Origin of the sequence: Burkholderia sp. THE68, assembly GCF_009938265.1 — a bacterium.
Classification (GTDB): Bacteria; Pseudomonadota; Gammaproteobacteria; order Burkholderiales; family Burkholderiaceae; genus Caballeronia.
The window spans coordinates 288,581-307,392 of the sequence record NZ_AP022316.1 but is presented as its reverse complement, the minus strand read 5'-3'; the positions used below and the strand labels follow the sequence as shown (position 1 = coordinate 307,392).

18 protein-coding genes are annotated in these 18,812 nt (G+C 65.0%); 9 read left to right on the top strand and 9 right to left on the bottom strand.

Translation table 11 applies throughout. The annotated features are described in order from the left end of the window. Positions 1-3: 3 nt before the first annotated feature. The gene (locus tag BTHE68_RS14905; protein ID WP_162067116.1) at positions 4-711 is read right to left on the bottom strand and encodes a glycosyltransferase family 2 protein; all 708 of its coding nucleotides are present in this window, start codon (positions 709-711) and stop codon (positions 4-6) included. Positions 712-898: 187 nt separating this feature from the next. On the opposite strand from BTHE68_RS14905, the gene BTHE68_RS14900 reads away from it, so the two are divergent. The 5 genes from BTHE68_RS14900 (at position 899) to BTHE68_RS14885 (ending at position 5,768) form a co-directional block, all read left to right on the top strand. Next, positions 899-2,398: a UdgX family uracil-DNA binding protein gene (locus BTHE68_RS14900; RefSeq protein ID WP_162067115.1), complete on the top strand. Its 1,500-nt coding sequence runs from the start codon at positions 899-901 to the stop codon at positions 2,396-2,398. Positions 2,399-2,517: 119 nt separating this feature from the next. After that, positions 2,518-3,012 (top strand): hypothetical protein, encoded by a 495-nt coding sequence (locus tag BTHE68_RS14895; protein WP_061174591.1) that lies wholly within the window; start codon positions 2,518-2,520, stop codon positions 3,010-3,012. A gap of 309 nt (positions 3,013-3,321) precedes the next feature. Next, on the top strand, positions 3,322-3,918 hold the full coding sequence (locus BTHE68_RS14890) for a glycosyltransferase family 9 protein (RefSeq protein WP_162067114.1): 597 nt from the start codon (positions 3,322-3,324) through the stop codon (positions 3,916-3,918). Between the two features lie 27 nt (positions 3,919-3,945). After that, positions 3,946-4,107: a hypothetical protein gene (locus BTHE68_RS36615; protein ID WP_174258043.1), complete on the top strand. Its 162-nt coding sequence runs from the start codon at positions 3,946-3,948 to the stop codon at positions 4,105-4,107. 119 nt (positions 4,108-4,226) lie between these two features. Continuing rightward, entirely contained in the window at positions 4,227-5,768 is a 1,542-nt protein-coding gene (locus BTHE68_RS14885) for a methyl-accepting chemotaxis protein (RefSeq protein WP_162068206.1), read from the top strand. A gap of 9 nt (positions 5,769-5,777) precedes the next feature. Here the strand turns inward: BTHE68_RS14885 and BTHE68_RS14880 are convergent, their stop codons facing one another. Beyond that, positions 5,778-6,971: a M20 aminoacylase family protein gene (locus BTHE68_RS14880; protein WP_162067113.1), complete on the bottom strand. Its 1,194-nt coding sequence runs from the start codon at positions 6,969-6,971 to the stop codon at positions 5,778-5,780. A gap of 231 nt (positions 6,972-7,202) precedes the next feature. On the opposite strand from BTHE68_RS14880, the gene BTHE68_RS14875 reads away from it, so the two are divergent. Then, positions 7,203-7,919, top strand: a complete 717-nt coding sequence (locus tag BTHE68_RS14875; RefSeq protein WP_162067112.1) for a hypothetical protein — start codon at positions 7,203-7,205, stop codon at positions 7,917-7,919. Between the two features lie 229 nt (positions 7,920-8,148). Here BTHE68_RS14875 and pdxR read toward each other — a convergent pair whose 3' ends face one another. Then, entirely contained in the window at positions 8,149-9,636 is a 1,488-nt protein-coding gene (pdxR, locus tag BTHE68_RS14870; RefSeq protein WP_162067111.1) for a MocR-like pyridoxine biosynthesis transcription factor PdxR, read from the bottom strand. 135 nt (positions 9,637-9,771) lie between these two features. Between pdxR and gabT the strand changes: the two genes are divergently transcribed. Both gabT and BTHE68_RS14860 read left to right on the top strand, forming a co-directional pair. Continuing rightward, a complete protein-coding gene (gene gabT / locus BTHE68_RS14865; RefSeq protein WP_232078032.1) occupies positions 9,772-11,061 on the top strand; it encodes a 4-aminobutyrate--2-oxoglutarate transaminase in 1,290 nt (429 codons plus the stop codon). Positions 11,062-11,100: 39 nt separating this feature from the next. Continuing rightward, complete coding sequence (locus tag BTHE68_RS14860; RefSeq protein WP_162067110.1) at positions 11,101-12,561, top strand: NAD-dependent succinate-semialdehyde dehydrogenase; 1,461 nt, start codon at positions 11,101-11,103, stop codon at positions 12,559-12,561. A 76-nt stretch (positions 12,562-12,637) separates the two neighbouring features. Here BTHE68_RS14860 and BTHE68_RS14855 read toward each other — a convergent pair whose 3' ends face one another. Then, positions 12,638-13,237, bottom strand: coding sequence for a hypothetical protein (locus BTHE68_RS14855; protein WP_162067109.1), 600 nt, complete (start codon positions 13,235-13,237; stop codon positions 12,638-12,640). A 257-nt stretch (positions 13,238-13,494) separates the two neighbouring features. Between BTHE68_RS14855 and BTHE68_RS14850 the strand changes: the two genes are divergently transcribed. Then, complete coding sequence (locus BTHE68_RS14850; RefSeq protein WP_162067108.1) at positions 13,495-14,658, top strand: metallophosphoesterase; 1,164 nt, start codon at positions 13,495-13,497, stop codon at positions 14,656-14,658. Between the two features lie 231 nt (positions 14,659-14,889). On the opposite strand, the gene BTHE68_RS14845 is transcribed toward BTHE68_RS14850, so the two are convergent. The 5 genes from BTHE68_RS14845 to BTHE68_RS14825 all read right to left on the bottom strand — a co-directional run bounded on the left by BTHE68_RS14845 (position 14,890) and on the right by BTHE68_RS14825 (position 18,811). Then, on the bottom strand, positions 14,890-15,936 hold the full coding sequence (locus tag BTHE68_RS14845) for a patatin-like phospholipase family protein (RefSeq protein ID WP_162067107.1): 1,047 nt from the start codon (positions 15,934-15,936) through the stop codon (positions 14,890-14,892). Between the two features lie 61 nt (positions 15,937-15,997). Further along, the gene (locus BTHE68_RS14840) at positions 15,998-16,579 is read right to left on the bottom strand and encodes a hydrolase (RefSeq protein ID WP_162067106.1); all 582 of its coding nucleotides are present in this window, start codon (positions 16,577-16,579) and stop codon (positions 15,998-16,000) included. A gap of 36 nt (positions 16,580-16,615) precedes the next feature. After that, complete coding sequence (gene msrB, locus BTHE68_RS14835) at positions 16,616-17,098, bottom strand: peptide-methionine (R)-S-oxide reductase MsrB (protein WP_162067105.1); 483 nt, start codon at positions 17,096-17,098, stop codon at positions 16,616-16,618. A 28-nt stretch (positions 17,099-17,126) separates the two neighbouring features. Further along, complete coding sequence (locus tag BTHE68_RS14830) at positions 17,127-17,888, bottom strand: ABC transporter permease (RefSeq protein WP_061174602.1); 762 nt, start codon at positions 17,886-17,888, stop codon at positions 17,127-17,129. Beyond that, on the bottom strand, positions 17,885-18,811 hold the full coding sequence (locus BTHE68_RS14825) for an ABC transporter ATP-binding protein (RefSeq protein ID WP_162067104.1): 927 nt from the start codon (positions 18,809-18,811) through the stop codon (positions 17,885-17,887). Before BTHE68_RS14825 ends, BTHE68_RS14830 begins: the two co-directional genes overlap by 4 nt. Position 18,812 lies beyond the last annotated feature (1 nt).

Genomic DNA, 18,812 nt, shown 5'->3' with positions numbered 1-18,812 from the left:
GCTTCAAGCAGCAATCGCCACGTTATCGGCCGAATCGACGCCGCCGCCAATCGGCAGATAACGCCTGCTGACATCAAGCAACGTCGCACCGAATCCCTTTCTGGCCCGAAAATCCGTCCGCGCACTCGTCACCACGCGCGGCGACGCGCTCCACTCGATCCGCGCGCCGATCGCGACAAGCGCCTCGACGAGCGCCACATCCTCGCTCGACTCCAGCGGAGGAAAACCGCCCGCCTGCAAATACGCCTTCGCCGCCACGCCCAGATTCGCGCCATGAATATGCCGATGCCCGTCCGCGTCGGTATAGGTGCGTCCGAAGTGCTCCCGCACCGCGCCGATATGCGGCGACCAGTCGTGCACGCCGATCACGCCGCACACTGCGTCCGCGCAGCAGTCGAGCTGGCGCACGAGCCAGTCTTCCGCGACGGTCGTATCGGCATCGGTGAACGCGAGCCAGCGCGCGCCCAGCGCCAGCGCCCGCTGGGCGCCATGCGCCCGCGCGACGCCGACATTGCGCGCCTCGATGCACGCGACGTCCGCGCCGAGCGCCCGCGCGATGTCGCCGGTCTGGTCGGTGCAGGTGTCGGCCACGACGATCACGCGCGCCGCCTCGCCGAGCAGTTGATGATGATCCGCGGCGCGCCGCGCGGCCGCCACGCACGCGCCGATATGCGCGGCTTCGTTGTGAGCAGGAATAACGATCGCAAGCATGTCGGCTCCGGTTTCCGATGGGTCGGCCACCATCGACAAGCAATCGATAGCGGCGATGGATCGTTTTCAGCAATGGCCGTTCCCATGTTTCATCAACCGAAACGCCGCCCAAAAAGTTGCCGCAAAGCAGCGGATATCGATAGAATTACTGTATGGATATACAGTACTTTTCTGATTCCGCTCGCCGATGAAAAGCGTCACCATCGATCCATCGTTTGCAGCCTGGCGTACCGAAGCGCGCAATCTCCTGACAGAGGGCGTGCGGCCGGAGGACGTGCTGTGGCGCGAGTCGGATGCCTCGGCGACGGTGTTCGGCTGCATCGATCCGCCTGCGCCCGGTTCGGTGGACCCGAACGCGAAGAAGCCGGTCAGGGTCGCGCGCGAATTTCTCGCCATGCTGGGAACGGCGGCGTGCTATCGCGCGCCGGACCGCTGGCCGTTTCTGTACAAGGCGCTGTGGCGCTGGACGCAGGGCGACCGCGCGATCGCGTCGCCGGATGACGCGGACGGGCATCGGCTGCGCCAGATGATCGAAACGGTGGAGGCCGAGGAGCGCGAAATGCGCAAGGTGCTGCGTTTCAGGCATCGCGATTCGTCGCTCGGGCCGCCCGAGTTCATCAGCTGGTTCGAGCCGGTGCACGACCTGCTGGAGCACGCCGCGCTGCACTTCGCCACGCGCATGGGCAGCGCCACGTGGATGATCGCCACGCCGCACGGCGCCGCCTTCTGGGACGGCGCGCTGCTGCGCGTGGATCGCACGAGCGAGCCGGAGGAAAAGCCAATGGACTTCGGCGATACCGCAATGAGCGGCGAAGCGGTGAGCGGCGACGCCATCGAGGCGCTCTGGCTCGCGTATTACGAGAGCACGTTCGCGCCGGCGCAGGCGAACGCCGCCGAAATGGCGTCGCACATGCCGGTGCGCTACTGGAAAAGCCCGGAGAACGCGCGCACCGACCCTGCGCTCATTTCCCGCGCCGATCCCTATTCGCGGCGCGAGCGCCACCCGCGCAACGTGCCGCCCGAGATGGAAGTGGCCATCAACACGGATCTGGAGCCGATCAAGGGCACGCTGCTCACCGAACCGCCGTCGCTCGACGCGTGCCGGCGCTGCGCGCTCTGGCGCAACGCGACGCAGGCCGTGCCGGGCGTCGGTCCCGCCGATGCGCGCGTGATGCTCGTCGGCGAGCAGCCGGGCGATCAGGAAGACCGCGCGGGCCAGCCGTTCGTCGGCCCGGCGGGCAAGCTGCTCGACGATGCGCTCGCCGAAGCGCAGATCGCGCGCGCATCGCTGTATCTGACCAACGCGGTGAAGCACTTCAAGTGGGAAGCGCACGGCGAGGAACGCGCACATCTCGCACCCGCGCAGCGCGAGCGCGAAGCCTGCCGCTACTGGCTCGACGAAGAATTGAAACGCGTCGCGCCGAAAGTCGTCGTCGCGCTCGGAGCGACGGCGCTGAAGGCGCTCACGGGGCATCGCACGGCGCTGTCCGAGTATCTCGGCAAGACCATCGAGCACAAGGGACACATCATCGTGCCGACTTATCACCCGTCGTATCTGTTGCGTCTCGCCGACGACCACGTACGCGCGGAAGTCTTCGGAACGATCGTCGAGGCGCTGGTTTTCGCGCAGCAGATCGCGGACGGCACCGCGACCATCCGCACGCCCGTCCAGAATCGCGCGCGCTAAATGCAACAGGACGAAACGAGTCGCAACAAGACGAAAGCGCCGTCAACGTTCCTGTAAGCCGCGCGTTATACCGGTGTCGCGCCGCTTTGGCGCTCACCGAAGGTCCCGACCACACCTCCATGGCCGCTCTCCCGCTCGAAGAACTCCGCCGTCAACAATCCCTCGTTGCGCTCGTGCCGAAATCGGCGGGGCAGCTGAAGACCGAACGCGAGCGCATCGTCGCGCGTCTGCAAATCCTGCTCAACGCCACGATCGCGTTGGCGCTGGCGGGCGCGGCGGTCATCGCGTGGCTGCCGTTTTCGCCGGTGCCGCACGAATTTCGCTTCGGCTTGCAGGAAGTGCTCGCCGTTGCGGTGTTCGCGTCGTGCCTGTTCATCCTTCACGAGCGCGCCGAACTCGAACTCGGCCTCTACAATTTCGAGCCGGTCGAGCAGACGACGCAAGGCGAGCTGCGCGCGCTGCTGCATCGCGTGCCGGAAGGCATGTCCTACCAGCAGGCGCTCGCTGCCGACAGCCGCACCTTCGTGACCGGCGAAGTCGACGACATCCGCCGCCGCGCCGAAGCGTTCACGCCGAAGACGCTGCCCGCCGACGACGGCAACGGTGAAACCTGAGCGCCGCCGGCCGCGCACGAGCCGCACATCGAGCCGCCGCCTCGCCATCGCGAGGCGGCGGCTTTTTTCATCGGCGCTTCAAACCACACGGCTTGACGAGGGCCGCCGTGGCTCCTTCAATACGTGACAGATGCCGCATCGGGCGCTCAAACTGTCACGGTCCGGGATGCACTCTGTCCCTGCGGCACGCGCGCCGTCCGGCGTGACGCGCCGCAACCGTTCCGGGCATGGCGGGTGCTTGCCAAGCGCCCGAGCCTCCGCGAATGCGCGGACCATCGAAACCAGGCCACGTCACTTGCAGGAGCCAGGATGCGAGCCACTCCCCTTTCCACGTTGCGCGACGACCTCGCGACCGCGCTCGTTCCCGACGAGCCGTGCGCCCCGCCGCCATCCGCGGAAGCTGCCACGCCGTCCGATGCCGATTACACCGAACTTGCCGCATTCCACGGCATCGAGCGCGAGCGTCTGGTGCTGATTCATCCGGGCAGCCACCACGCGGCGCCCGCCTGGCCCGCCGAGCGTTACGCCGATGTCGCCGATCAGCTCGCCGCCGACGGCTGGCAGATCGCCATCGTCGGCGACGCGCCCGAACCCGAGCGCACCGCCGGCGTGCTCGGCGCGATGCAGACGGCCGCGCTCTTTCTCGCGGGCGCCGTCGCGCCGGCGATTTTGCCGCGCCTGATCGCGAACGCGCGCCTGCTCCTGTCCGACGATGCCGCCGCATCCTCGCCGGTCGCCGCGGCCCGCGCGCTCGGCACGCCGCATATCGTGCTCGCCGAGCATCCGCGCGACACCGGCAGCGACGCGATCGTCGCGCGCGCCCGCGCCGCGCTCTCGACCACCGGCGACGCGCATCCGGGCCAGCCGTTCACGCTGCACATGCCGGCGGCGCACGAATCCGCGTAGCATCGATCCACCCATCAGGGGGACACCATGAAATTCGACATGCAGACCAGTCCCGTTCCGGATCCCATCGCGGACCCGAACCGCGATCCGGAAGCCGATCCGCTCACGCCGCCTTCGCCGGGCCATCGCCCGGACGAGCCGCAGCACCCCGACGCGCCGCCCGACAAGGACCCGATCCGTCGTCTCTGAAAGCTACGGGTAATCCCCGCCCTACATTCCGCCGCAGCGCCTGCCGTAAAGCGGGCATGCGGCGGCATGCGCCGTCGCAACTGACAACGCAAAGAGGCGACGGGCGCAACATGAACAGAATGACGTTGAACAGAAAGCTCGGCTCGATGATCGCCGTGCTGTGGATCGGCTTGATCGCGATCGGGATCATCGGGGCCTGGCAAAACCGCACGTCGATGATCGACGACCGCAAGGAGCAGCTGAAGACCCTCGTCAACGAGGCGCACGCCATCACCGCGCACTACGCGGCCCTCGCGGCCAACAAGACGCTGACTGAAGAAGAAGCGAAGAAACGCGCGCTCGAAGTGGTCGGCGCGATCCGTTACGGCACGGACGGCTATCTCTCCATCAACGATTCGCATCCGACGATGGTGATGCACCCGATCAAGCCGGCCATGAACGGGAAGGATCTGTCGGCCTATACCGATCCGGCGGGCAATCGCCTGTTCGTCGATATCGTCAAGGCGGGCGATCAGCCGGGCGGCGGCTACATCAGCTATCTGTGGCCGAAGCCGGGCAGCGACAAGCCGGTTTCGAAGCTCTCCTACTCGCAGCGCTTCGGGCAGTGGGACTGGTATCTCGTCACGGGCATGTACATGGACGACGTGCAGAGCGCGTTCTACGCGAGCGCGTTGCGCTGGCTCGCGATCACGGCGCTGCTCGGCGGCATCGCGACGGCGGCGATGCTCGTCGTTCTGCGCAGCATCAGGCGCAATCTCGGCGGCGAACTGGAGCTTGCGGTCGGCGCGGCGCATCGCATCGCGCGCGGCGACCTGACGAGCGCCGTCGACGTCCATCCGAACGACACGACCAGCCTCCTGCACGCGCTCAGCGTGATGCAGCGCGGGCTCGTCGAGACCGTTTCGCGCGTGCGCAACGGCACCGAGAACATCAACGTGGGCGCGTCGGAAATCGCGGCGGGCAATACCGATCTGTCGCAGCGCACCGAGGAGCAGGCCGCCGCGCTCGTGCAGACCGCGTCGAGCATGGATCAGATGACCGCCAACGTGAAGAACAATGCCGACAGCGCCACGCAGGCCGCGCGGCTCGCCGAGCAGGCGGCGGACGTGGCGACGCGCGGAAGCGGCGTCGTCGACGACGTGATCGACACGATGACGCGCATCACCGCGAGTTCGCAGCAGATCGGCGACATCATCGGCGTGATCGACGGCATCGCGTTCCAGACCAACATCCTCGCGCTCAATGCGGCCGTCGAAGCGGCGCGCGCGGGCGAACAGGGACGCGGCTTCGCGGTCGTGGCGGCCGAAGTGCGCAGCCTCGCGCAGCGCTCGGCGACGGCGGCGAAGGAGATCAAGGCGCTCATCGAGACCTCGACGCAGACGGTGCAGCAAGGCGCGTCGCTCGTGACGAACGCGGGCTCGACCATGACCGAGATCGTGCAGTCGGTGCGCCGCGTGAACGAGATTCTCGACGAGATCAGCCACGCGTCGCGCGAGCAGAGCGCGGGCATCGAGCAGGTGAACCGCGCCGTTGTCGAGATGGATCAGGTGACGCAGCAGAACGCCGCGCTCGTCGAAGAGGCGGCCGCCGCTGCGCATTCGCTGAAGGATCAGGTGGATGTGCTGCGCGAGGCGATCGGGAGTTTCAGGCTGCCGGCGTAAGGCTTTCGATCAGGCGAGGAATCGTTCGACGAGCCTCGCCCAGTACGCCGCGCCGATCGGCAGATTTTTGTCGTTGAAATCGTAATGCGGGTTGTGGACCATGCAGCCGTCCTCGCCCGCACCGTTGCCGAGACGCAGGAACGAGCCCGGCCGCGCCTGCAGCATGAACGCGAAATCCTCGCTGCCCATCAGCAAATCCGCGTGCGCGACGACGTTCTGCTCGCCGACCAGCTCGCGCGCCACCCGAATCGCGAATTCCGTCTCCGCGTCCGAATTGACGACCACCGGATAGCCTTCCAGATACTTCACCGTCGCCGTCGCGCCGTAGCTCGCGGCCTGCGCTTCGACCAGTTCCTTGATGCGGCGCTTGAGCAGCTCGCGCACCTGCGGGTCGAACGAACGCACCGACAGTTCCAGCGTCGCGCGGTTCGGGATGACGTTATTGACCGTGCCCGCGTGCATCGAGCCGACCGTGACGACCGCCGGCTGCGCCGGATCGACATTGCGCGCGACGATCGTCTGCAGCGCCATCACGATGCTCGCCGTCACGACGACCGGATCGACCGAGAGATGCGGACGCGCCGCGTGCCCGCCGACGCCTTCGATCACGATCGACACCTGATCGCCCGCCGCCATGAACGGCCCCTTGCGGAACAGGAATGTGCCCGGCTGCGCGCCGGGATGGTTATGCACGCCGAACACGGCATCGCAATGAAAGCGTTCGAACAGGCCTTCCGCGATCATCTGCTGCGCGCCGCTCGGTACGCCGTGCTCTTCCGCCGGCTGAAAGTACAGATGCACCGTGCCGTTGAAACGCCGCGTGCGCGCGAGATGGCGCGCGGCGCCGAGCAGCATCGTCGTGTGACCGTCGTGGCCGCATGCGTGCATCTTGCCGTGCGTCTCGCTCGCGTAGGGCTTGCCGGTCTGCTCGATGATCGGCAGCGCGTCCATGTCGGCGCGCAGGCCGATGCTCTTCGCGCCATCGCCCGCTTTCAAGGTGCCGACGACGCCCGTGCCGCCGACCCCGCGCGTGACCTGCCAGCCCCACTCTTCCAGCCGCTCGGCGACGAGCGCGGCGGTGCGTGTCTCTTCGTAGGACAGTTCCGGATGACGGTGGATGTCGTGGCGGATCGCGCGCAGCGACGGGGCGTCGTCGGAGAGGTCGGCGATGACGGTGAAGTGTGCGTTGGACGGAGTCGTCATGGGGAGGCCCTTGCGGAGATGATGCGGATACGTGGAAAACGGCGCACATGATCCTCCAGATGGGCGGAGGTTTCCAGTTCTGTGTGGGATTTTTTTGGGTTCTCTGGAGAATTTCGGGGAGGACCGCTTGTGGTTAGGCCGTAGTCGGCTAGGAACGGACATTCGCACATGACCGGTTTCGGGTAGCCTTCATGTAGTGTCTGCCTGTCAGATATCGCTCATCGTCTGCATATGCAATCCGAGTATCTTGCCCGTCTTAGTAAGCCAGTCCAACAGCTCGTCCTTGAAGTGGAGGAAGGTGCGGGTGCGGAAATCAAAGTAATTCTCGACCCGACGCAGAATGACGGCGGAACTACTGGTCTGGGCAAACTCGCAGTCGTCATCAATGCCCAAAGCATTCAACTCTTTGCACCGACCAATGGATACTTTCCCGATGGGGCGGTTCGACATGAAGTGCTGCATGTGCGGCGGTTTCATGTTGACGGAGTTCCAAAGCTTGCTTTAGCCGATAGCGAAGAGTGGGACAAAGGTTTTTCGGATGCCCTGGGCGCTCTTGATAATGCCATCGAGCACGTAGTGATCGTTCCTGAGGAACTTCAATTTCATCCTGATCGCCGCAAACATTGGGAGACAGTGATGCACGATGTCTGTTTGGCGCTTCCCGATGTGCCTGAGGGCGAGCGGCGCCTCGCGGTCTGTCTTCACTGGACATTCTTGCGTCATGTCCTGCCTGACTCGCCTGCAGTTGAGATCGCAAGAAGCTTCGCGAAAAAGCATGCATTGTTAGAATTGACCGACCACTTTGCCGATCGGTTCAAAGCTGTAGCGGCCAGTAAGGAGGAACTTGTGCGTCTCCTTTTCCACACCTTCCCCGAAATCCCGAAGAACCGTGCGGCTTTGGAATATATAAACAGCACGACTGGTACTTGTCAGAAGCCAATTCCATAGATCGACACGGCAAGAGAATCGTTGCCGGAAGCTATGACCAACAACGACAAGCCGTCCCGTGAGTGGGTACGCCGCTAGCGCTCAATGAGGTCCTGTGGCCGGCCGCTATCCGACGCTAATTTTCGCTGGCTCCTGCGGCTGAAATGGGTCGATAAACGCCCTTCTCTGGAAATCCGTGGAGAACCATTTTTCTAGCTAAACCAAAGCCAATCGCGCACTTTCGACCGCTTCACCCTAAAAACCCATCAATCACCCCCGCAAGCTTCCCAAACGCCAACCCAATCTCCTCATCCGGCACACACGCATAGCCGATCAGCAAGCCCGAATCCGCATCCGGCCGATGCGCGTAATACCCCGACAGCGGCCGCACGACGATGTCCTGCGCCAGCGCAGCGGCAGCGAGCGCGCGATCGTCCACGCCCTTGGGCAACTTGAGCACAAGATGCAACCCCGCATCCCCCCCGGCGATCGCGAGCGTGTCGCCATAACGCGCCGCAATAGTCGCCAGCAACGTGTCGCGGCGCTGACCATAAAGCGCCCGCATGCGCCGGATATGCGACGTGAAATGCCCCTGCTCGATGAACTCCGCGAGCACCGCCTGCTGCAACAGTTGCCCTTCGCGATACAACTCAGCGCTCGCCGTGGCGAAACTCGCCGCGAGCGCCTCCGGCACGACGATATATCCGATGCGCAGCCCCGGAAACAGCGTCTTGCCGAAACTCCCGACGTAAATCACCTGCCCCGCCGTATCCATGCCCTGCAGCGACGCAAGCGGCCGGCTGCCATAGCGGAACTCGCTGTCGTAATCATCTTCAACGATCCAGCAGCGATGCTGACGCGCATATTCGAGCAGCATGCGGCGGCGCGCGAGACTCATCACCATGCCGAGCGGATATTGATGCGACGGCGTGACCAGCATCAGCTTCGGCGGCGATGCGAGATCGGCGGGCGTCGGCGCGATGCCTTCGGCGTCGGCAGGAATCGCCTTGAGATCGAGTCCCGACACCTGCAGCACGCTGCGCACGCCCCAGTAGCACGGGTCTTCGGTCCAGATCGTGTCGCCGGCATCCGCGAGCAGGCGCGCGGCGAGATCGATCGACTGATGGATGCCCGTCGTCACGATGATCTGTTCCGGCATGCAACGCACCGAACGCGACGTGCGCAAATAGTGCGCGAGCGCGTCGCGCAAGCCCGCGTGGCCGCCGCCGGGCGCGTAAGTGAGCAGATCGGGCAGCGGCCTGCGCCAGTATTTCGCGTGCAGGCGGTTCCACACGCGCGACGGAAAACGCGACACATCCGGCACGCCCGGCATAAACGCGCCGCCTTGGCGCTTCGAGACGCCCGCACCGGAAATCAGCCGCGCGCCGCGCACCGAAAGCGTCGATTGCGTGTCCGGTTGCGTAGCGGCAGCGAGCGGCGCGTCGTCGAACAGGATGTCGTCGGGCGTGCTGTCCGCGACGAAGGTGCCGCGCCCCGTCGCCGACGACACGTAGCCTTCGAGCGCGAGTTGCTCGTACACCTGCGTCACCGTGTTCCGCCCGACGCCGAGTTCCGCCGCCAGCAGCCGCGACGACGGCACTTTCGCGCCCGCCGCAAGCTCGCGCGTGAGGATCGCCTGCTGCAACAGCCGATGCAACTGACGGTAGATCGGCTGGCCGTTCGCGCGGTCGATGCGTTGCGCGAGCCAGTCGGAAAGCACGCTTGCGCGCGTGGTCATCGAATTGGCTCCTATAGATTTATTGAAATGGCTCTGAACCTGAGGGCCAAATCTTACTATAGTCATCTTTAAATTCAGTCGGCCGACATGGCCACCATCGACATGCGCTCTCGCGCGAAGGAGATTCCTGTGAGCATCCCCCTCAAGAACGCCGATCTGCACGCCCGCAAGAATGCCGCGACCCCGCGCGGCGTCGGCGTGATGTGCGACTTCTACGCGGCGCGCGCCGAAAACGCGGAACTGTGGGACGTCGAGGGCCGCCGCTTCATCGACTTCGCGGCGGGCATCGCGGTGTGCAACACGGGGCATCGTCATCCGAAGATCGTCGAGGCGATCCGCGCGCAACTCGACTGCTTCACGCACACCGCGTATCAGATCGTGCCGTACGAGTCGTATGTGTCGCTTGCCGAGAAGATCAGCGCCCGCGCGCCGGGCTCGCATGCGAAGAAGGCCGCGTTTTTCACGACCGGCGCGGAAGCCGTCGAGAACGCGGTGAAGATCGCGCGCGTGGCGACGGGCCGTCCGGGCGTGATCGCGTTCACGGGCGGATTCCACGGCCGCACGCTGATGGGCATGGCGCTCACCGGCAAGGTCGCGCCGTACAAGATCGGCTTCGGGCCGTTCCCGTCGGACGTCTATCACGCGCCGTTCCCGAATGCGCTGCATGGCGTGTCGGTGGACGATTCGCTGCGCGCGATCGAACATCTGTTCAAGGCGGATATCGAGGCGACGCGCGTCGCGGCGATCATCTTCGAGCCGGTTCAGGGCGAAGGCGGCTTCAATCCGGCGCCTGTCGAGTTCGTGCGCGGACTGCGCAAGATCTGCGACACGCACGGCATCCTGCTCATCGCCGATGAAGTGCAGACCGGCTTCGCGCGCACCGGCAAGCTCTTTGCCATGGAGCATTACGACGTCGTGCCCGATCTCATGACGATCGCCAAGTCGCTCGCGGGCGGCATGCCGCTGTCGGGCGTCGTCGGGCGCGCGGAGATAATGGACGCAGCCGCGCCGGGCGGTCTCGGCGGGACGTATGCGGGCAATCCGCTCGCGGTGGCGGCAGCGCATGCGGTGCTCGATATCATCGACGATGAAAAGCTCTGCGAGCGCGCGACGGTGTTCGGCGACAAGCTCAAGGCAAAGCTCGAAGCGCTCAAGGGCGAGGTGCCGCAGATCGCCGATGTGCGCGGGCCCGGCGCGATGATTGCTGTGGAGTTCTGCAAGCCCGGTTCGCATGATGCGGATGCGGCCTTCGCCAAACTCGTGCAGACGCGTGCGCTGGAGCGTGGGTTGTTGCTGCTCGTGTGCGGTGTCTATTCGAACGTCGTGCGGTTTCTGTTTCCGCTCACCATTCAGGAGCAGGTTTTCGAGGAAGCCGTCGGCATTCTGGAAGATGTGCTGACGGAAACCGTTGGGGTTGCGGTCTGATTTTTTCTTACCGACACAACCCAAAGGACACGAGCAAACATGAGCATAAAGAACCAACTGAAGGACCCGACGCTCCTGCGTCACGAAGCCTACATCGACGGTGAATGGCAACACGCCGACGACAAGGCGACCTTCCCCGTCGTGAACCCCGCAACCGGCGAAACCCTCGGCACCGTGCCGAAGATGGGCGCAACCGAAACCCGCCGCGCCATCGACGCCGCAAACGCCGCCTGGCCAGCATGGCGCAACAAGACCGCCAAAGACCGCGCGATCATCCTGCGCCGCTGGTTCGACCTGATGACGGCCAACGCCGACGATCTGGCGCTCATCCTCACGACCGAACAAGGCAAGCCGCTCGCCGAGGCAAAAGGCGAGATCGCCTACGCCGCCTCGTTCATCGAATGGTTCGCGGAAGAAGGCAAGCGCGTCGCCGGAGATACCCTCGCCTCCCCCGCCGCCGACAAGCGCATCGTCGTCACGAAGGAGCCGATCGGCGTGTGCGCCGCGATCACGCCGTGGAACTTCCCCGCCGCGATGATCACGCGCAAGGTCGGACCGGCGCTCGCCGCCGGTTGCCCGATCGTCGTGAAGCCCGCTGAAGCGACGCCGTTCTCCGCACTCGCGATGGCGGTCCTCGCCGAACGCGCTGGCGTGCCGAAAGGCGTGCTGTCGATCGTCACGGGCGATCCGAAAGCCATCGGCGCAGAGATGACGGGCAACCCGATCGTGCGCAAGCTGTCGTTCACCGGCTCGACCGCCGTGGGCCGTCTGCTGATGGCGCAGAGCGCACCGACCGTCAAGAAGGTATCGCTCGAACTCGGCGGCAACGCACCGTTCATCGTATTCGACGACGCCGATCTCGACGCGGCGGTCGAAGGCGCGATCGCATCGAAGTATCGCAACAGCGGACAAACCTGCGTCTGCACGAACCGCTTCTACGTGCACGAGCGCGTCTACGATGCGTTCGCGCAAAAGCTCGCCGCAGCGGTCGGCAAGATGAAGGTCGGACACGGCACGGAAAGCGGCGTGGCGCTCGGGCCGCTCATCAACGAAGCGGCCGTGAAGAAGGTCGAATCGCACATCGAGGATGCGCTCGCGAAAGGCGCGACGCTCGTCGCCGGCGGCAAGCGTCACGCGCTCGGTCACGGCTTCTTCGAGCCGACCGTGCTTGCCGACGTCACGCCCGCCATGAAAGTGGCGAAGGAAGAAACCTTCGGTCCGCTCGCGCCGATCTTCAAATTCTCGTCCGATGACGAAGTCGTGCGCCTCGCCAACGACACCGAGTTCGGCCTCGCCGCGTACTTCTATAGCCGCGACATCGGCCGCATCTGGCGCGTGGCCGAAGCGCTGGAGTACGGCATGGTCGGCATCAACACCGGGCTGATCTCCAACGAAGTCGCGCCGTTCGGCGGCGTGAAGCAGTCGGGCCTCGGCCGCGAAGGCTCGCACTACGGCATCGACGACTACGTCGTCATCAAGTATCTCTGCATGGCCGTCTGATCGCGCGATCAGGCATGTGAAAGTCAAAAAGCCTCGGCACGCGCGTGCCGAGGCTTTTCTTCGAGGTCTCGCCGACTCAGTTCGCAGCGCTTGCCGGGGTCACTTGCACTGCCGTCGCCGAGACGAAAACCGCGTGGATCGTGTCGCCCTTCTTCAGCTTCTCCGCTGCGATATCCGGCGTCAGATCAAACGTCTCGGTACGCCACGGGCCGCGCAACGCGATCGTGTGCTTCTTGTTGTTGACGCTCTCGACCGTCGCGATGACTTCGACCTGACGCGTCGCGTCGAAGCCCGTCGTGCCGTTCGCACCCGACGTCGGCTGATAGGTCGTCGTGTCCGTACGCGCGCGTGTGCCGTTGCTCTTCATCTTCTCTGCACTCACCAGCAACGCATTCTTGTAGAGCACGTCGACGCGATCGCCGATGTGCAGCTTGTCGAAGTTGGTGACTTCCTTATTCACGAGCACCAGCGCGTCGCCGCGCGGGCCACGCACGGTCAGCGTCCGGTTGGCGGCGTCGATGCCCACGATGGTCGCCTGGACGTGAATCGGCTCGGCCTGGCCGACGATCTCCTGAGCCGACTTCGCGAGCGGCGCGTTCTGGGCCATGGCGGAGCCCATCGACGCAACGATTGCCGATGCGCAGAGAATCGAAATCGCAGAGAGTTTCAGGTTCATTGCATCATTCCTCGAACTAAATTTGTTGTACAGATTATTTCATTCGCAAGACCTCGCGATCGTGGGCGAGGCCGGGATAGTTATACCGCGCGCCTCCCCGCGATTCCAACTCATCACACGATATGTTACGACTTGGCCTCCTGCCTGAAACGGTCGAAAGCGCGCCCGGCGTCTAACCGGTAAAATCAGCGCCATATCCGGCCCGGGCGCACACCGCTCCCTCTTCTCGCCGCTTCTTCGATCCTTCCAGGGGCGCTATGCGACGCTCGGCTTTCTTCCTCCGCTTCATCGGCATCGGCGTTCTGTTTCATCTCTATGTCGGCGTGCGGCTCATTCCGGACGCGCCGGTCGGCCTGCCGCTCAAAGTGCTGGCTGCCGTTCTGCTCGCGGCATCGGTCATCGTCATTCCGCTCGGCATGGCGGCACGCCAGATCGAACCGCAGTCGCTGGCGGACCGCCTCGCCTGGCTCGGGCTGACCGCGCTCGGGTTTTTCTCGTCGCTGCTGCTGTTGACCTTTGCGCGCGATGTGATGCTGTTCTTCGTGCATCTCGTCGACTGGCTGCGCGGCGTACCCGTAGGCTCGCCGGCGCTCGTCGCGTATAGCGCGCTCGCCGTGCCGCTCTTCGCCGTGCTGCTCTCCGCGATCGGCTTCTACAACGCGCGGCGGCGCGCGCCGGTCGTGAGCGTGGATGTGCCCATCGCCGATCTGCCGGCCGCGCTCGTCGGCTTCACGATCGTGCAGATCAGCGACATCCACGTCGGACCGACGATCAAACGCCACTATGTGGAACGCATCGTCGCGGCGGTGAACGGGCTCGAACCGGATCTGATCGCGGTGACGGGCGATGTCGTCGACGGCACCGTGCCGAATCTCGCCGACCACACGCGCCCGCTCGCGGGCCTCACCGCGCGGCATGGCGCGTTTCTCGTCACCGGCAATCACGAGTATTACTCGGGCGCGGACAAGTGGATCGCCGAATTCCGCCGTCTCGGCCTGACCGTGCTGCTCAATCAGCATGTCGTGCTGGATCACGACGGCGCGCGAGCCGTGATTGCGGGCGTCACGGATTTCAGCGCGGGCAGTTTCGATCCCGCGCATCGCAGCGATCCCGCCAAGGCGATCAGCGGCGCGCCCGACGACGCCACCGTGCGCGTGCTGCTCGCCCACCAGCCCCGCAGCGCCACGGCGGCAGCCGAGGCGGGCTTCACGTTGCAACTCTCGGGACACACGCACGGCGGCCAGTTCCTGCCGTGGAATTTCTTTGTGCGCCTGCAGCAGCCGTTCGTCGCAGGGCTGGAGAAGGTCGGCGGGCTGTGGGTCTATACGAGCCGGGGCACCGGCTACTGGGGACCGCCGAAACGGCTGGGCGCGCCGTCCGAGATCACGCGGGTTCGGCTGGTGGCTTCGACGCCGGCATGACGACGCCGTGACAGCATGGAAAAAGGGACGCGCGGCGCGGAGGCACCGCGCGTCCAGCGCTCGGGGATAAGCGCGGCGTCCGGACACGGGGATGAACGGACGCTCTCGGACTGGCAGGCGGGGTCCCGCCAGCGAGTCACTCAAAAATAGGGGATCGCCTGAGCCGGCACCACCAGATTTTTCCTAAACGATAAAACATTCGCTCGACTATCTCGGACTGCGAATCTTTCCTTACGCTTTCGCCGATACCGCCGCCGGCGTCGTCGCATAGACGCTCTTGTGCGGGGCCGTGCCTTCCCTCGGCCAGTCGGACCGCGCGTCGAAGAACCATTCCGCGCGCTCGCGCCCCTTGCGGATCAGCGCGTGGATCAGCGCCGGATTGCGATCCAGCTTAGATGCGTAATCGAGTGGCCCCGGATAATCCTTCGCATCGAGATGCATCTGCACGACGCGCACCTTGATCGGTTTGTAGCGCTTGGCGAGCGATTCGTCGGCCTTCAGCAGCTCGTTCACGCGCGTCGTGAAGTAAAGCTCCTGCCCGAGCGCAAGATTGCCGGACAGTTCGTTGCGCCGGTCGATGATCTCGTTCATCGATTCAGGCAACTCGCGTCGATATTGCGGATTGATCTGCACGACCCAGATTTCGTCGGGCCGCATGTCGATGGCGAAATCGGTGAATTCGCGCACCGGCGGATTGCTGCTGAAGAGGCCGTCCCAGCACATGCGGCCGTCGGCCGCGACCGCGCGATACAGCGGCGGCACCGCGGCCGATGCAACCAGCCGGTCCTGATCGAGCGTGTCTCCGGGGAAGATCACGCGGTCGCCGGTTTGCACGTCGGTCGCGCCGACGAGCAGCGTGGGCCGCGCGCGCCGCGCCGGCTCCGTCGGCAGCGACGCGAACGGCAGATGCTTGTCGAGCAGTTCGCGCAGGCGCTCCTCGGCGACCGGCGGATACAGATACGGGCTGATTTCGGCGTTGACAGGAAGCCGCGCGTACCACGTCCCGAGCGCATTGGCGAAGATATCCGGGCCGTCGCGCGCCTCCAGATCCTTCCAGAAACCGGCGAGGCGTCGCCGGGCGTCGGCGGGGCCGTCGAGCAGCAGGCCCGCCCACGCGAGCGCGCTGCACATCGCGCCGCCCGAGGTTCCGGACAGCGCCACGAGTTCGAAGCGGTTGAAGCACTCGTCGCTGAGCAGCCGTTCTAGCACGCCCGCGGCGAACGCCGCATGGCTGCCGCCGCCCTGGCACGCGATCGCTACTTTCGGAATTGCCGCCATCACCGCACCTCTCGCGTCCGTCGATATCGGACGTACGGTACAGGATAGGCGACGCGCGCCGCTATGCCAGCGCCGCCAGCACCTGCTCCGTCGAACGGATGCGCCCGATGCGCGGAAAGATGCTTCGGCAAGCCGATTCGTGCGTGTCGGCGTGCAGATCGCTCATCGCGTCCTCGACGAAGATTTGCTGATAACCGCGCTCGTGCGCCCCGCGCGCGGTCGAATCCACGCCGATGGCCGTCGCGATGCCGCCCAGCACGATCGTATCGATGCCGCGGCGGCGCAAGTGCGAGTCGAGGTCGGTGTTGTAGAACGCGCCCCATTGCCGCTTGGTGACGACGATATCCGACGCCTGCACGTCCAGTTCCGCGCACAGCTCACTCCAGCCCGAGGGCTCCGGCGCTTCCTGCGCCTGCCCCGCGTCGGTGATCGGGCGCAGTCCGCCGGGGCTGTTCGGGAACGCCACCTTGACGAGCACTACGGGCGCGCCGAGCGCACGGAAGCGATCGGCGAGCGCGCGCGCGTTGGCGAGCACGCTCGCGGCGTCGTGAGGTTGCACGGGCAAGGCGGCGATGCCCGCCTGCAGATCGATCAGCACGAGCGCCGTCTTCGCGCGATCGAGCTTGAGTTCGGGTGCGTTCATGAGAAAGTCGTGAGAAAAGTGGATGGATGCGCGATGTCAGGCTTCATCGTGAAGAAATTCGAGCGCCGCGCCGTTCATGCAGTAGCGCAGGCCCGTGGGCTTCGGCCCGTCGTCGAAGACATGGCCGAGATGCCCGCCGCAGCGCCGGCAATGCACCTCGTTGCGCATGTGGCCGGTCGCGTCGGCGTGCATCGCGACGGCGCCGTCGAGCGGTTTCCAGAAGCTCGGCCAGCCAGTGCCGCTGTCGAACTTCGCCGACGATGAGAATAGCGCGAGCCCGCACCCGGCGCATCCATACATGCCGTCACGGTGCTCCTTGAGCAGCGGACTCGCGAACGGCGGCTCGGTGCCGCCGCGCCTGAGCACGCGGAATTGCTCGGCGGACAGACGTCGACGCCAGTCGGCGCTGCTGTGATCGATCTCGTAGGATCTGGCGGGCGCGGAACGCGCGCCACCGCCCGCGAACGCGGCCGCCATCACACCGAGAAAACTCCGCTTCGTGCGTCTCATGATTTTCATCCGATGAACGCCCTCGTGCCGCGCCGTGCTAGGTTTTAAGCCGGTATCCCGTCTTGAAGATCCACGCGACGATCGCGATGAACACCGCAAGAAAGACCAGCGTCATGCCGAAACTCACGCCGACCTGAACATCGGCGAGTCCGTAAAAGCTCCAGCGAAAGCCGCTGATCAGATAGACGACCGGATTGAACAGCGCGACGGTCTTCCAGAACGGCGGCAGGATGTTGATCGAATAGAAGCTGCCGCCGAGAAAGGTGAGCGGCGTGACGATCAGGAGCGGAATGATCTGCAGCTTCTCGAAGCCGTCCGCCCATACGCCGATGATGAACCCGAGCAGGCTGAACGTCACCGACGTGAGCAGCAGAAACACGATCATCCAGACCGGATGGTCGATTCTGAGCGGCACGAATAATCGTGCGGTCAGAAGAATGATCAGGCCGAGGATCACGGATTTGGTCGCCGCCGCGCCCACGTAGCTCAGGACGAGCTCGAAGTACGACACCGGCGCGGACAACAGCTCGTAGATCGTCCCGGTGAACTTCGGAAAATAGATGCCGAAAGACGCGTTGGCGATGCTCTGCGTCAGCAGCGACAACATCACGAGGCCCGGCACGATGAACGCGCCATAGCTGATGCCATCGACTTCCGGAATGCGCGAGCCGATGGCCGCGCCGAAGACGACGAAGTAAAGCGAGGTGGAAATGACCGGCGACACGATGCTCTGCATCAGCGTGCGTCCGGCGCGCGCCATCTCGAAACGGTAGATCGCGCGAACGGCGTATAGATTCATTTGGTTTCCCTGACGAGGCTCACGAAAATGTCTTCGAGCGAGCTTTGCGTCGTTTGCAGATCCTTGAAACGCACGCCGGCTTCGTCGACGTGGCGCAGCAGCGCGATGATGCGGCCCGGCTCGTCATGCGCGTCATACGTGTACGTGAGCTCGGCGCCGTCCGCTGAACGCGTGAGGCCGTAGGGCTGAAGCGCGCCGGGGATTTCCGCGAGCGGATGTTCGAGTTGCAGCGTGAGCTTCTTCTGCCCGAGCTTGCGCATCAGTTCGCGCTTCTCCTCGACGAGCACGATCTCCCCGCGATTGATGACGCCGATGCGGTCCGCCATCTCCTCCGCTTCCTCGATGTAATGCGTCGTCAGGATGATGGTCACGCCGTTGCTCTGCAGCTCGCGCACGAGGCCCCACATGTCGCGGCGCAGTTCGACATCGACGCCCGCGGTAGGCTCGTCGAGAAAGAGGATTTCGGGTTCGTGCGCGAGCGCCTTCGCAATCAGGACGCGCCGCTTCATGCCGCCCGAAAGCGTCATGATCTTGTTGTCCTTCTTGCTCCAGAGCGAGAGCGACTTCAGCACCTTCTCGATATGCGCCGGATTCTTCGGCCGGCCGAACAGGCCGCGGCTGAACGACACGGTCGCCCAGACGGTTTCGAAGGCGTCGGTGGTGAGTTCTTGCGGCACGAGGCCGATCATCGCGCGCGCGGCGCGATAATCCGTGAGGATATCGTGCCCGGCGACGGTGACCTTGCCCGCGCTCGGATTCACGATGCCGCACACGGTGCTGATGAGCGTCGTCTTGCCCGCCCCGTTCGGGCCGAGCAGCGCGAAAATCTCGCCGCGCCGGATCTCCAGGTTCACGTCCTTGAGCGCGCGGAAGCCCGACCCGTAGGTCTTGGACAGATTGGATACGGTGATGATGGTTGGCATG

Excerpts from the sequence above, each read along its gene's own strand:
- BTHE68_RS14860 (WP_162067110.1), top strand. The coding sequence starts at position 11,101 with ATGAGCATAAAGAACCAACTGAAGGACCCGACGCTCCTGCGTCACGAA.
- BTHE68_RS14850 (WP_162067108.1), top strand. The coding sequence starts at position 13,495 with ATGCGACGCTCGGCTTTCTTCCTCCGCTTCATCGGCATCGGCGTTCTG.
- BTHE68_RS14890 (WP_162067114.1), top strand. The coding sequence starts at position 3,322 with ATGCGAGCCACTCCCCTTTCCACGTTGCGCGACGACCTCGCGACCGCG.
- BTHE68_RS14845 (WP_162067107.1), bottom strand. The coding sequence starts at position 15,936 with ATGGCGGCAATTCCGAAAGTAGCGATCGCGTGCCAGGGCGGCGGCAGC.
- BTHE68_RS14855 (WP_162067109.1), bottom strand. The coding sequence starts at position 13,237 with ATGAACCTGAAACTCTCTGCGATTTCGATTCTCTGCGCATCGGCAATC.
- BTHE68_RS14825 (WP_162067104.1), bottom strand. The coding sequence starts at position 18,811 with ATGCCAACCATCATCACCGTATCCAATCTGTCCAAGACCTACGGGTCG.
- pdxR (WP_162067111.1), bottom strand. The coding sequence starts at position 9,636 with ATGACCACGCGCGCAAGCGTGCTTTCCGACTGGCTCGCGCAACGCATC.
- BTHE68_RS14885 (WP_162068206.1), top strand. The coding sequence starts at position 4,227 with ATGACGTTGAACAGAAAGCTCGGCTCGATGATCGCCGTGCTGTGGATC.
- msrB (WP_162067105.1), bottom strand. The coding sequence starts at position 17,098 with ATGAAAATCATGAGACGCACGAAGCGGAGTTTTCTCGGTGTGATGGCG.
- BTHE68_RS36615 (WP_174258043.1), top strand. The coding sequence starts at position 3,946 with ATGAAATTCGACATGCAGACCAGTCCCGTTCCGGATCCCATCGCGGAC.
- BTHE68_RS14875 (WP_162067112.1), top strand. The coding sequence starts at position 7,203 with ATGCAATCCGAGTATCTTGCCCGTCTTAGTAAGCCAGTCCAACAGCTC.
- BTHE68_RS14900 (WP_162067115.1), top strand. The coding sequence starts at position 899 with ATGAAAAGCGTCACCATCGATCCATCGTTTGCAGCCTGGCGTACCGAA.
- BTHE68_RS14895 (WP_061174591.1), top strand. The coding sequence starts at position 2,518 with ATGGCCGCTCTCCCGCTCGAAGAACTCCGCCGTCAACAATCCCTCGTT.
- BTHE68_RS14880 (WP_162067113.1), bottom strand. The coding sequence starts at position 6,971 with ATGACGACTCCGTCCAACGCACACTTCACCGTCATCGCCGACCTCTCC.
- BTHE68_RS14840 (WP_162067106.1), bottom strand. The coding sequence starts at position 16,579 with ATGAACGCACCCGAACTCAAGCTCGATCGCGCGAAGACGGCGCTCGTG.
- BTHE68_RS14905 (WP_162067116.1), bottom strand. The coding sequence starts at position 711 with ATGCTTGCGATCGTTATTCCTGCTCACAACGAAGCCGCGCATATCGGC.
- BTHE68_RS14830 (WP_061174602.1), bottom strand. The coding sequence starts at position 17,888 with ATGAATCTATACGCCGTTCGCGCGATCTACCGTTTCGAGATGGCGCGC.